Raw genomic sequence first — 10,821 nt, forward strand, 5'->3', positions numbered from 1 at the left:
ATCAAATCAAGGGAATGAGAAGATGGTAGAACCATCCCATAAAGCGGCGTCCGAAAGAGCGCCGCTTTTTCCAATTCTCCGGAGTGAGTAAAGTAGAATGGTGTTTGTCTGCCTCGAAAATGTTCTGTAACTCACGGGTCGTACAGGAATCGATGATAAAAGCGTTCACTTCATAGTCGAACTTCAGGCTTCTGCTATTCAGATTAGCAGACCCGACCGTACAAAACGTACTGTCTACCATCATGACTTTCGAGTGATGGAACCCGTCCTCATAATAGTAAATATCGGCTCCGCGTTTCATCAATCTTTTGGCATGGTAGGCCGCCACATCGGGCATGACAGGAACGTCACACTTGGTAGACAACATGACCTCAAGCTTCACTCCGCGCTTCAACGCACGATATAAGGCCTTTTTCACACTGGGCACCAAAGTAAAATAGGGGTTCACAATCTGTATCCGTTTTTGCGCATTGTCAATAGCGTCTATATAGCTCCTGCGGATTATCGCCGGACTTCTCTTCGGTTCACGGTTGGCCACGCCTAAAAGAATGCCGGAAGAATCCGCGCAGGCTGTTTCTTTCAGCCCCCGGAAGTCAGTCTGGATAGCCAGGCTATCCGGCTGATATTCCAAACTGTCGATCTTATGGTCGGTACAACGTTCCCACATTTCACAGAATATACGCCGGTAAAGGGGGACGCAATCTCCTTCCAAACGCATGTGCATATCCCTCCATTTACCGAACTCCGGACGGCCATGAATATAATAGTCGGCCACATTCATTCCTCCGGTGTACACCACCTTATCGTCAATAACCACAATTTTGCGATGATCGCGGTGCAAGGCGTGGTTCACCCATGGAAACACGATGGGATCGAATACGACCACCTCAAAATGCCGGCTCTTTAATTGCCTGAGATGTCTTTTCCGCAAGGGGCGGTCGTTACTGACATTACCAAAATCATCGTAAATCACCCTGACCTTTACCCCTTCGCGCACCTTTTTATCCAATAAGGTAAACAAAGCTTTCCCGATAGAATCATTGCGAAAATTAAAATACTCCAGATAGATATAATGACGGGCCTGCTCTATCGCTTTGAACATGTCTTCAAACTTTTCCGCACCGCTCGGTAACAACGTCACCCGGTTACGGGGCGTAAACAGTACACCGTTCTCTTTCAAGTCCTCTACCGTGAGAGAATCACTCGGGCTTGCCTGTGCCATAGACACAAGCCCCAACGACAACAAAACGCCACAGAATATGACACGCCATTTACTCATAATTGTTCCCACACCTCGACCTGAGCCGAAGCCTTCAATCCTTTTTTATAAATTTTATATTGAATACATTGGTCAGAACATACAACTGAAGTGGTCTACCACGCCCAACAAATGTCGGTCATCGTCCACCACCAAAACCGTATGTATCTTGTTATTGTGCATGATATCTTGAATCTTGGCAATCTTGGTATCCGGCGACACGCATTTCGGCGTACGTGTCATCACCTGCTCCACCGGGACGTTGAAGAACTTGTCCTGCAGACTTTCCATGGCGCGCCGCACATCGCCGTCCGTTATCAACCCGACTACCTTATCATTTACCATCGCCACACACAGACCCAACTTGCCTTTGCTCACATGGATAATGGCCTCGCCCAACTTCATTCCGGGAGGTATGACCGGCAAGTCGTTGCTGCGCATCACATCATGCGCAGTGGTCAAGAGGCGTTTGCCCAACGTCCCGCCGGGATGGAACTGTGCAAAATCCTTTGCCTGAAAATGACGCATCTCGATGAGCGCACAGGCCAAGGCATCGCCCATAGCCAAAGTGGCCGTAGTGGAGGATGTCGGTGCCAAATTCAAAGGGCACGCCTCATGGCTGACCTTGACCACCAAATGGCACGTGGAATACTTGGCCAACAAAGAATCGGGATTTCCGGAAATGCCAATCAAAGGAATATGATGTTCCAATAAATAAGGTATGAAACGAAGGAGTTCATCGGTCTGGCCGGAGTTGGAAATGGCAATGACGACATCATCAGGTGTCATCACCCCCAAGTCGCCATGGAAGACATCCAGCGGATTGATGAAAAAAGCCGGTGTCCCCGTACTCGCCAACGTAGCGGCCATCTTGGCACCGATATGCCCGCTTTTGCCCACTCCCGTTATAATTACCTTTCCGGTACAACGGAGCATCAAATCCACCGCAGCATCGAAATGTTCATCCAACTGAGGTATCAAATCCAAAATGGCCTGGGCTTCGTCGCGGAAGCACTTGACGGCAATATCTTTCACTTGGCTCATAGCAATGATGCGATTACGGTTTCCAAATCTTTCAGATACAACATATTCGGGCCGTCGCTCATGGCTTTCTCCGGGTCGGGATGCGTCTCGAAGAAATATCCGTCCGCACCGAACGCTTTCGCAGCCAAGGCCATGGCCGGCACGAACTCACGGTTTCCACCGGTCTTTCCGCCTGCCGCACCGGGCCGCTGCACGGAATGCGTACAATCCATGACCACACGGGGGACAAAGGCTTTCATATCCGGAATATTACGGAAATCCACCACCAAGTTATTGTAACCGTAAATATTGCCGCGCTCGGTCAGCCAAATCTCCTTTGCTCCGCTCTCCTGCGCTTTTTCCACGGGGTATTTCATGTCAAGTCCCGACAGGAATTGAGCTTTCTTGATGTTGACAATCTTACCGGTACGGGCTGCCGCTACCAACAAATCGGTCTGACGGCACAAAAAGGCCGGTATCTGCAGGACATCCACCACTTCGCCCACCGGAGCGGCCTGAAAACTTTCATGAATATCCGTCAGGAGCTTAAGACCGTACTTCTCACGCACGTCATCCAACATCTGCAAACCCTTCTCCAGTCCGGGGCCACGATAAGAATGCACAGAAGTACGGTTGGCTTTATCAAAAGAAGCCTTAAAGTAAATCTCTATATTAAATTTCTGCTTTATCCGAACCAGCTCGCACGCCACCTCGTCCAACAAATCAGCGGATTCAATCACACACGGACCGGCTATAAATATAGGGGCCATCACAATCTGTTTTAATAATACAATATGCAAAGATAGCGAAAGGCAAGCGCAGAGACAAACGAAAAACAAAGTTTTTCAAGTTTGGCATTCCATTACGCATCCGCAAAGATGACTTACTACACATACGCCCTATTATGAGAACGCGCCGTTTGAGGTGCCTAACAATTGGGTGTGGACGGCATTGGATGAAGTAGGCACTTGGCAATCAAGTGGAACTCCTAGTCGTTCAAACAAAAACATATTATGGTGGAAATATACCTTGGCTTAAAACAGGAGATTTAAATGATGGATTGATTTCGGATATTCCAGAAAGTATAACAGAGGAAGCTGTCGCAAACTCTTCTGCTAAAATCAATCCTACTGGGAGTGTGTTAATTGCGATGTAAGCCCCATTGTTAGCAATCAGACAACTGACGGGTACTAGTACTACATATTTGGAGTACTTTCTTCACTTTTCTGCCCTTTCTTGTCGATATAATACCATTCGTCGCTTTCCCAATAGTGGTATTCTCCACCAGAACCCGGCACTTCTTTCATCTCTCCCTTGTCCGTTACTTTAGCCTTGCCGTTCTCGAATGGGAAGCCGAAGGCGAAGCGGGGCTTGATGACTGTCCTGCCGCTTTCGTCCGCGTACCCGATACGCCCTCGCTTGTCCACGATACGGTACAGTCCCTCGCTGACATAATCGTTGCCGTTGTCACATTGAAACACACCGTAGTGTTTCATGGAACTGCAACCGCATAATAACATTATCGCAATTATCGTTGGAATTTTGCCCATAGTGTAAATCTTAAAATTATCAGAACCATGAACTATTATCCTTCTTCCTGCTCATACTAAGAAAAGCCAAAGACTTATGCCTAAAACTATCGAATACAGGCAGAGGGGTAACAGCAACTGCAACCAGAAGTAGTTTTTATCTTTCCTTTCAGGATAAAGGCGGTAATAGGCACGCTCCCGCGCTTTGGTAAAGTACTTCTTTTCAATCTTTGAATACACCTCTACTGCTGCCCAGACCAAGCCGACAGACAAAGCTGACGGCAGCCACAACGGTATTACCCAATATAGGAATCTTATTATAAGAAGCGAAGGGACAACAGCGAAAACCCACAAAAAGATAGCATCCAACGGCATAAACCACCTGTTGTGGATGCGTCGTATGCGACCCGCATAATACAGGTGGTCTATTATACTGAACTTATATTTCCGTCTGAAACCCATCTCTGCTTTTCGTTTTCGCAAAAATACTGTTTTTGCGGCAGACAAAGGACATCCGGCACATTGTTTTTCGGCATAACGTGATGATTAAGTGAGCGGAAAACATTATTTTTGTGTTCGGAATCCTTTTAATCATAAGTATGACGATTACCGATATATACGAAACTATGAACAGCAAGGCAGAATCTTTTTTCGAGTGGGCGCAGGCTCATCCGAAATACGGACTGCTGTTTGCAGCCGCACTGCTTGCCCTTTGGCTTGCAGGATTGCTGCTCCGTTGGAAATGGGCGTGTCATTGGCAATTCAACAGCACGCTATGGTTCTTTGACGGTTGCAAGCCTGAAACACGCCGCAAGGTTCAGATGGTATTGGTCGGCATGGCGATAATTGCCTGCCTGACGATATTTTTTGCATGGAAATAACGGTATGGGAAAGAACAATCGGAAATACCGGTTCTGCTTCATCGACTATATGTGGTATGTCGCCGAAAAATGGAGCGAGCGAGAACATAGCAATCTCAATGGGAGAATGTTGCTTTTCCTATGCTGGCTGTTTGCCATAACCATACCGCTTGGAATACCGTTGATGTTTCGCTTTTTCAGTTGGATTGTCGCCCTTGTCATCGTAATGTTGTTCTGCCTTCTGCCCTCCATATTCTGCAAGCTCCGTTACACAGCCGGACATCGGAAAGTGATCAGTGAACATTACCGGAATATGAAACATATTGGCAGGAGACTTGCTGAAATTCTTCTTATCTCCATCGCACTGGCTGTGGGGAATGCCGTACTGATGTTTTACCTCGGATTTATATATAGGGCATGACAATGCCTGCCGCTACCGCCACTGCAATGACAACGGCATAGTACACCGCTATCGCCTTTTTCCAGTACAAGTAACGCAAATCAAGTTCTTCCCGGACTTCCATTCTCCAATCAGAAGTTTTGAACTGAAATCCGGAAGTGCACCATGCAGCGACAACCGCCCATCCAATCAGTATGCCGGTAACGATTTTATGACCGGTACTCGGTTCGTCTTTTAATGTAAGTAATGCCACCAAAATTAAAGAGAGGTAGGGAAGCCCGATTATCCCGCCAGCCCGACGCTCCACCCAATCATGCACGCCTTTCTTTCGCAGCATATCGTAAGCGAGGATATATGCGGTTTTATGTATCATCGCAATCATACGGAAAAATCGGCTAAAAATGTTTCTTTTATTTGTCATTTAAGTATTTCAGTTATCCATTTCAGAGCAGTTCCTAATAAAACCATTGCGGGAATAAGAAGCAAATAGAGAGTGAAAAAGAACAGGTTGCGCCGGAAGGGACTGAACTTGCGCCCCGCATAATGCTGCACGACCGCTTTCCGCCGGGAAGGCGGGTATATTTTGCCGAACAGACGGTCTGTCATGAAGACAGAAACGGAGTACACGATTAGAAGAACGGCTCCAAACACCTCGAATGCCAAGTCATCCAGAAAATGACCGGCGATGGTCAGAACCGGCATGAATATAAAAAGCGTGATACAGGCCCACAGCATGTCACTTCCTCGGGGTTGTTTGAAATTGACCTTGTGATAGTTTTCCCATGTTATTTCTCCCAACCAGAACAGATAGTCGAAGAAATAATAATGTCGTTCTTGCTCTTTATAGTCCTGTTTCTTCATTTAAGATTATCGTGAACGGTCTAACTCGATGTACAAGTCAAAAGTAGTGTTATGATGACTGTCTTCATTTCAGTTTAAGCCCCACCTTCACCATGCCATGTGCAGGTTTGGGTATTATCTTGGTGGTTATGCTGTATCCATTGCCCCGATTTCTCACCGTTGGTGTATTGTCCCTCAATGGTTATATAAGGTTTGCCCTCCCATGTTGATTCCACACGGTACGAACCATCGAGTTTTCCGTTACAGTAGTGACGTGTAGTCTTGCTGCGTATTGCGCGGCCGTCCTCGAAGATTTCCCATTCCTCGCCATCTTTTTTCCCGTCGATATAATGAGATTCAAAAATCTGCTCACCCGCCTTGTTGGCAAAGCGGCGTTCCCGTCCGTTCTCCACACTCTGTTTGTACTCCTTTTCAATCTCTATTTTTCCGTTACGGAAATAGGTCTTTACAGTCCCGTCTATTTTGCCTTGCAGCATGGGTGTTTCCTTTCGGGGAGTAACGCCGTCTTGGTAGTATTCCGTGAATGTTCCGTTACGCTTGCCCTTGACATATATGCCCGACTCACGCAATACCCCGTCACGGTAGCGGCGATAGTCTCCGTTTATCATGCCGTCTGAAAGTTTCACGTGTTCCTCGTCAAGTCCTCGTATAATGCGATATTTTCCCTGCAACGGCCGTTTACTGTCTTTTTTATAATATACCGTGCGCCGTGCGTCATCCGTTAGGGTCTGCAAATCATTCCATTCTACTGTTCGTTGTGCGGAAGCCGTGCCACACAATAGCAAAAAAAGGTATAGTGTTAATATTCTATTCATTGTATTTTTACTTTTTGAGGTTGATAATGGGATGCAGATAGCAACCTGTTACGGTTGCTTATCTGCGTGTTATCCGCATAATTATTTCTATTTATACAAATGGTTAATCCCATTCGATTTCATCTCCTTTCTCTCGAAGAATTTTATATATTTCTTCTTCGTTTTCTATTAAAGAGATGATAATGTCGGCAAAGCGTTTTGCTTTTTGCTCGTTTTCTGCGGTGTCCTCAAAATAAGCTGCGTAAGAACCAGCTTCAGGGTCGCTTTCCATACTTTCCAAAATGTCTGGTGCATTTTCTTCCAGATAGTAGTTGAAGAAGGCATCCCAGTTGTAACCGTTCATGTACGCCTCTTCGTTTATCTCATTCATTTGCTCTCCTATTGCCAATGTTTTTTCAACCTCATTTTGGAAGAGCAGAACGATGTTACCAGAACCATTTGTGTAAATTTGAACATACTCATTATTAAAGATGTCTCTTTCTTCTGTTGTTGCCATAATCTTTTAATTTTTAATTGTTTTACTATTGCGAATAATGTTATGCTATCAGCCGATTTGGCTGTTATTTTCTTTAAGTATCAGACCTCGTCTTCCTCCATCAACAGATCGTCCAACGGGCTTTTGATATTGCTTTTGAAAGTGCCGGCTATGTGGACATACCTTTCCGTTGTCTTGATGTTGTTATGTCTCCCATAAGCCCTTTCACTATCTTGATGTCGGTTCCTTGCTCCAGCAAGTGGGTGGCGAACGAATGGCGCAGCAGGTGCGGATAAATCCGTTTCGTGATTCCCGCTTCCCGGGCCGCTGCCTTCAGCCGTTTCGACACGATACTCTCGGTGAAAGGTTCTCACGGTCTTTGTTCAAAGAACCACACTTTCGGTTTGTACAACCTGTTATATTTCGTCAGTTTTTTCATCAACGGTCTTGACAGCAGGGTGTAGCGGTCCTTCTTGCCCTTTCCCTGACGCACCCGTATCAGGGAAAGGGATTCGTTGATGTCGCCGGGTTTCAGTTCCAGCAGTTCGCTGATGCGCAACCCTGCGGAGTAGAGTATGGAGAACATACAGAAGAAACGCAGGTCTGTCACCGTCACGTCGAGTATTTTCTTTATTTCCTCCTTGCTCAACACGTCGGGCAGCGTCTTCTCCCGTTTGGCACGGTTCACCTTGTAACACCGCCGTTCCTGGCCGAGAACTTTCTCGTAATAGAACTTGATGGCGTTGATACGCTGGTTTTGCTGGCAGGAGGATATGTTTTTCTCGTGGATGAGATACAGCAGGTAGTCGTTTATCTCGCCGGGGGTAACCGTTTCAATCTTACGCCCCTCGAAATGCTGTTGGAAATCGCGGAAATAGGAGGTATATACCCTTACGGTATGGTCACTGTAACGCACTTGCTGAAGTTTTTCCAGATAGCCTTCCGGCAGTGGCGGCCGTTTGTCTTCCTCTTTACGGGGTGCGGTTTCCTTGATGGCGGAATAGTCTATAAACGCCATTTTTACATAGCGGTCGAGGAACTCGGCAAGCACGAAATCCTCTGCCGGCAGATAGGCGGTATCGCCTGTTATGATTGCACTGGGTTCGCACGACAAACTTTGCCGCAAAGCCTCATCGCCACCATAGGCGGCCGCTATGCAGTTGCGCCCGTTCCGCTTGGCGAAAGAGAGCGTGATGCGCTGCTTGGGTCGATATGCGTCCATAATACTTTTGATTTGGAAGAACAATACCCTCCAACAGCAAAAGTACAGAATTTCCGCCATACCGTCTGCATTTTTAGTCTGATTTTTTACCTCGCAACCAGCATTTTACAAAAAACACAAATTCCATCTCTGCCATCTCTTTTGTCGGTGTTCTCCTCTTACCTTTATACCCCTCATATCGAGATGGTTCGGCTCCGTCATTTCCAACATTCCTGCGGCAATATTAGATAGCAAAACATAGCCTCTGTCTCCTACATTTTTGTACCTTTGTACTTTATTTTAGACCGAGACTACATTTATGGAAATGACAATTGAGGATTTGAAGCAACTGCGCGAAAGCGAAGACCATATAGAATTTAAGGAGGCAAAGCATAACTATCCGTTCACCGGAGGAAAACACACCGACCCTAAAGACAGGCGGCGGTGTGTCTTGGGGTATATTGTCGCTTTGGCGAATGAAAGAGGCGGACGGTTGGTGTTGGGTATGGCAGACCATATACCCCATGCAGTGGTCGGCTCTGATTTTGCGCAAAATGAAGTCGGGCAACTCGTGGATGAAATCTACAAACGGTTGGGCATAAGGGTGGAAACAGCAGAATTGTACGAAGAGGATAAGCGTGTGTTTGTCATTACCGTTCCGTCACGCCCTGTAGGTCGGTTGTTGCGTTTTGAGGGTGTGCCCCTTATGCGTACCGGAGAGAGCCTGCGTGAAATGTCCGATACCGAGATATTCAATGTGCTGTCCGAACAGGAATCGGATTTCTCGGCGAAGATATGCGAAGGACTTGCCATTGAGGATTTGGATAAGGAAGCCATAGTGGAAATGAAAACCCAATATGCCCGGAAACAGGAAAATCCGCTGTTCCGCAACTGTCCCGATGAACAGGTCTTGTCGGATTTGGACCTGCTCAAAGACGGCAAGCTGAATTATGCGGCTCTTATACTGCTCGGCAAATCCGAAGCCATACGGAAATGTCTGCCGCAGAACAATATTGTGGTGGAGTTCAGAATGTAATACAATACACCGCACGCAAGGAATTCCAACTTCCGTTGTTCATAGTGATTGACAAGGTGTGGGATTATATCAACTAGCCGGCGAGCAATCCGCTTCTGCATTACAATGACGGCCCTTACATCTTCGATATACCTTCGTTCAATAAGGAGGCGGTCAGGGAGTGGATAAAATGTTCTACAACTGCATCATGGAGGGAAAGGCTCTGCCGGACTATCCGGGAACAGACCCATATCAGGTAAACCTCACGTTCAAAGCTCCGATATTGGATGCAGCTTTTGTCATATTCATCCGAAACGAGCAGAACCGCAGAACCCCGGCCGGACAGTTGAACGTCTTTAAATTGCTGACTTTGTACAAAGTCGCAATGAGGGATTACGAGGGACTTGAAAGGCATCTCCTGCAAAAATTGACCGAAGAAGGTCTGGTCATAGACGAGAACGGCTCTTACCGCTTGTCCGATGACTACCGCAACGAGGCGGTTGAAAAACTGAAAGGATTGAACATGAACCATCTTAAAATGGTGTCAGACAGTTTCCGTAAAAACGGTTTTATTAGCCGTTCTACGCTCAAGGAGACATTTGTAGATATATTGTCCGAAAAGCAGATTAGGTCACTTATCTCAAAAGTGGAAGATGTGGGGCTTATACAGAAAGAAGGTGCAGGCAAATATACACGCTACACAAAAACACCTGATTTCCCTTCGTTCGTTTAGGGCCGCAAGAATCGTTTTTAGGGCCGTAAGATTATAAACTACTGTTTATCAAATACTTTTTCAAAGGCCGCTAGAATCGTTTTTTGTCCGAAATATTTTTATCAATGGCTTGAAACCATAAAAACGCCTGCAATAATTTCGTGGTTATTGCAGGCGTTTCCCTTTTTTCTCCCTCTGTTCGGTTTGTTGACCGCTATTTGGCTTTGCGTTTGTTCAGCACATCCTTTATCATCTCTTTAACCTCCATTCCCACATTCACGAAATTCCGGTATAGAATGCGTTCCCGTTCTTCCCTCGACTTGAACGTGTAAAACTTCGGCAGCGGCACATTAATAAATAGGAAATAATCGGCTTCAAGATTTCCTTTCAATAAACCTTCTCTTATGGCAACAGCCGTACAAGTTGGTTCGTACTCATCCCTGTTGACTACTTTCCAACCTGCATCAGCAAACCACCGGTCTATTTTTTGCCTTGCCTTTTCTTCTGGTGTCATATCAATCCTATATTCTATCTTACGCAAAGATACGAAATTACCGCTTGAATCCTTATTTTTACTGGAAGAAATCAAAAAGTCTTTTTCCTCATTCATTCGGAGAGGATTGCAGGCTTACTATCTTCACGCTCCAATGGTACAATCCTGTAACGGTTACC

General features: G+C 46.2%; 14 protein-coding genes and 1 pseudogene. 5 read left to right on the forward strand and 10 right to left on the reverse strand.

Features of this window, described 5'->3' with window-relative positions; all coding sequences use genetic code 11:
- Nucleotide 1: 1 nt before the first annotated feature.
- The 3 genes from HMPREF9442_RS03010 to kdsA all read right to left on the reverse strand — a co-directional run bounded on the left by HMPREF9442_RS03010 (nt 2) and on the right by kdsA (nt 3,051).
- Nucleotides 2-1,279 (reverse strand): phospholipase D-like domain-containing protein, encoded by a 1,278-nt coding sequence (locus HMPREF9442_RS03010; protein ID WP_008625210.1) that lies wholly within the window; start codon nt 1,277-1,279, stop codon nt 2-4.
- Nucleotides 1,280-1,351: 72 nt separating this feature from the next.
- Entirely contained in the window at nt 1,352-2,302 is a 951-nt protein-coding gene (locus HMPREF9442_RS03015) for a KpsF/GutQ family sugar-phosphate isomerase (protein ID WP_008625211.1), read from the reverse strand.
- Entirely contained in the window at nt 2,299-3,051 is a 753-nt protein-coding gene (gene kdsA, locus HMPREF9442_RS03020) for a 3-deoxy-8-phosphooctulonate synthase (RefSeq protein WP_008625212.1), read from the reverse strand. The genes HMPREF9442_RS03015 and kdsA overlap by 4 nt, the downstream gene beginning before the upstream one ends.
- Nucleotides 3,052-3,260: 209 nt before the next feature.
- Here kdsA and HMPREF9442_RS15575 point away from each other — a divergent pair, with 209 nt between their 5' ends.
- Nucleotides 3,261-3,437, forward strand: a complete 177-nt coding sequence (locus tag HMPREF9442_RS15575) for a restriction endonuclease subunit S domain-containing protein (protein ID WP_232038294.1) — start codon at nt 3,261-3,263, stop codon at nt 3,435-3,437.
- Between the two features lie 40 nt (nt 3,438-3,477).
- On the opposite strand, the gene HMPREF9442_RS03025 is transcribed toward HMPREF9442_RS15575, so the two are convergent.
- Entirely contained in the window at nt 3,478-3,777 is a 300-nt protein-coding gene (locus HMPREF9442_RS03025; protein ID WP_253271000.1) for a WG repeat-containing protein, read from the reverse strand.
- A gap of 632 nt (nt 3,778-4,409) precedes the next feature.
- Between HMPREF9442_RS03025 and HMPREF9442_RS03035 the strand changes: the two genes are divergently transcribed.
- Together HMPREF9442_RS03035 and HMPREF9442_RS03040 are read left to right on the forward strand one after the other, a co-directional pair.
- Entirely contained in the window at nt 4,410-4,691 is a 282-nt protein-coding gene (locus HMPREF9442_RS03035) for an Imm17 family immunity protein (protein ID WP_008625215.1), read from the forward strand.
- A gap of 4 nt (nt 4,692-4,695) precedes the next feature.
- The gene (locus HMPREF9442_RS03040) at nt 4,696-5,091 is read left to right on the forward strand and encodes a hypothetical protein (protein WP_008625216.1); all 396 of its coding nucleotides are present in this window, start codon (nt 4,696-4,698) and stop codon (nt 5,089-5,091) included.
- Here the strand turns inward: HMPREF9442_RS03040 and HMPREF9442_RS03045 are convergent.
- The 5 genes and pseudogenes from HMPREF9442_RS03045 to HMPREF9442_RS03065 form a co-directional block, all read right to left on the reverse strand.
- Nucleotides 5,075-5,452, reverse strand: coding sequence for a hypothetical protein (locus HMPREF9442_RS03045; RefSeq protein WP_253271001.1), 378 nt, complete (start codon nt 5,450-5,452; stop codon nt 5,075-5,077). The two genes, HMPREF9442_RS03040 and HMPREF9442_RS03045, sit on opposite strands and share 17 nt — an antisense overlap.
- A gap of 35 nt (nt 5,453-5,487) precedes the next feature.
- Nucleotides 5,488-5,931 carry a hypothetical protein gene (locus tag HMPREF9442_RS03050; protein WP_008625218.1) on the reverse strand — a complete coding sequence of 148 codons (444 nt, stop codon included), beginning with the start codon at nt 5,929-5,931 and terminating at the stop codon, nt 5,488-5,490.
- A gap of 74 nt (nt 5,932-6,005) precedes the next feature.
- Nucleotides 6,006-6,746: a toxin-antitoxin system YwqK family antitoxin gene (locus HMPREF9442_RS03055; protein WP_008625219.1), complete on the reverse strand. Its 741-nt coding sequence runs from the start codon at nt 6,744-6,746 to the stop codon at nt 6,006-6,008.
- A gap of 103 nt (nt 6,747-6,849) precedes the next feature.
- Nucleotides 6,850-7,242 (reverse strand): Imm51 family immunity protein, encoded by a 393-nt coding sequence (locus HMPREF9442_RS03060; RefSeq protein ID WP_008620118.1) that lies wholly within the window; start codon nt 7,240-7,242, stop codon nt 6,850-6,852.
- An 80-nt stretch (nt 7,243-7,322) separates the two neighbouring features.
- A pseudogene (locus tag HMPREF9442_RS03065) lies at nt 7,323-8,443 on the reverse strand (tyrosine-type recombinase/integrase).
- A gap of 298 nt (nt 8,444-8,741) precedes the next feature.
- Here HMPREF9442_RS03065 and HMPREF9442_RS16620 point away from each other — a divergent pair.
- Together HMPREF9442_RS16620 and HMPREF9442_RS16625 are read left to right on the forward strand one after the other, a co-directional pair.
- The gene (locus HMPREF9442_RS16620; protein ID WP_008625230.1) at nt 8,742-9,458 is read left to right on the forward strand and encodes an AlbA family DNA-binding domain-containing protein; all 717 of its coding nucleotides are present in this window, start codon (nt 8,742-8,744) and stop codon (nt 9,456-9,458) included.
- A 160-nt stretch (nt 9,459-9,618) separates the two neighbouring features.
- Nucleotides 9,619-10,170 carry a hypothetical protein gene (locus tag HMPREF9442_RS16625; protein ID WP_253271002.1) on the forward strand — a complete coding sequence of 184 codons (552 nt, stop codon included), beginning with the start codon at nt 9,619-9,621 and terminating at the stop codon, nt 10,168-10,170.
- Between the two features lie 193 nt (nt 10,171-10,363).
- Here HMPREF9442_RS16625 and HMPREF9442_RS15580 read toward each other — a convergent pair whose 3' ends face one another.
- Nucleotides 10,364-10,663, reverse strand: coding sequence for a hypothetical protein (locus HMPREF9442_RS15580; RefSeq protein ID WP_147639874.1), 300 nt, complete (start codon nt 10,661-10,663; stop codon nt 10,364-10,366).
- Nucleotides 10,664-10,821 lie beyond the last annotated feature (158 nt).

This window comes from Paraprevotella xylaniphila YIT 11841 (assembly GCF_000205165.1).
Lineage (GTDB): Bacteria > Bacteroidota > Bacteroidia > Bacteroidales > Bacteroidaceae > Paraprevotella > Paraprevotella xylaniphila.

Coding starts and splice junctions, on each gene's coding strand:
- HMPREF9442_RS03045 (WP_253271001.1), bottom strand. CDS start 5,452: ATGATTGCGATGATACATAAAACCGCATATATCCTCGCTTACGATATG.
- HMPREF9442_RS16620 (WP_008625230.1), top strand. CDS start 8,742: ATGGAAATGACAATTGAGGATTTGAAGCAACTGCGCGAAAGCGAAGAC.
- kdsA (WP_008625212.1), bottom strand. CDS start 3,051: ATGGCCCCTATATTTATAGCCGGTCCGTGTGTGATTGAATCCGCTGAT.
- HMPREF9442_RS03060 (WP_008620118.1), bottom strand. CDS start 7,242: ATGGCAACAACAGAAGAAAGAGACATCTTTAATAATGAGTATGTTCAA.
- HMPREF9442_RS03015 (WP_008625211.1), bottom strand. CDS start 2,302: ATGAGCCAAGTGAAAGATATTGCCGTCAAGTGCTTCCGCGACGAAGCC.
- HMPREF9442_RS03040 (WP_008625216.1), top strand. CDS start 4,696: ATGGGAAAGAACAATCGGAAATACCGGTTCTGCTTCATCGACTATATG.
- HMPREF9442_RS03035 (WP_008625215.1), top strand. CDS start 4,410: ATGACGATTACCGATATATACGAAACTATGAACAGCAAGGCAGAATCT.
- HMPREF9442_RS03050 (WP_008625218.1), bottom strand. CDS start 5,931: ATGAAGAAACAGGACTATAAAGAGCAAGAACGACATTATTATTTCTTC.
- HMPREF9442_RS03055 (WP_008625219.1), bottom strand. CDS start 6,746: ATGAATAGAATATTAACACTATACCTTTTTTTGCTATTGTGTGGCACG.
- HMPREF9442_RS15580 (WP_147639874.1), bottom strand. CDS start 10,663: ATGACACCAGAAGAAAAGGCAAGGCAAAAAATAGACCGGTGGTTTGCT.
- HMPREF9442_RS03010 (WP_008625210.1), bottom strand. CDS start 1,279: ATGAGTAAATGGCGTGTCATATTCTGTGGCGTTTTGTTGTCGTTGGGG.
- HMPREF9442_RS03025 (WP_253271000.1), bottom strand. CDS start 3,777: ATGAAACACTACGGTGTGTTTCAATGTGACAACGGCAACGATTATGTC.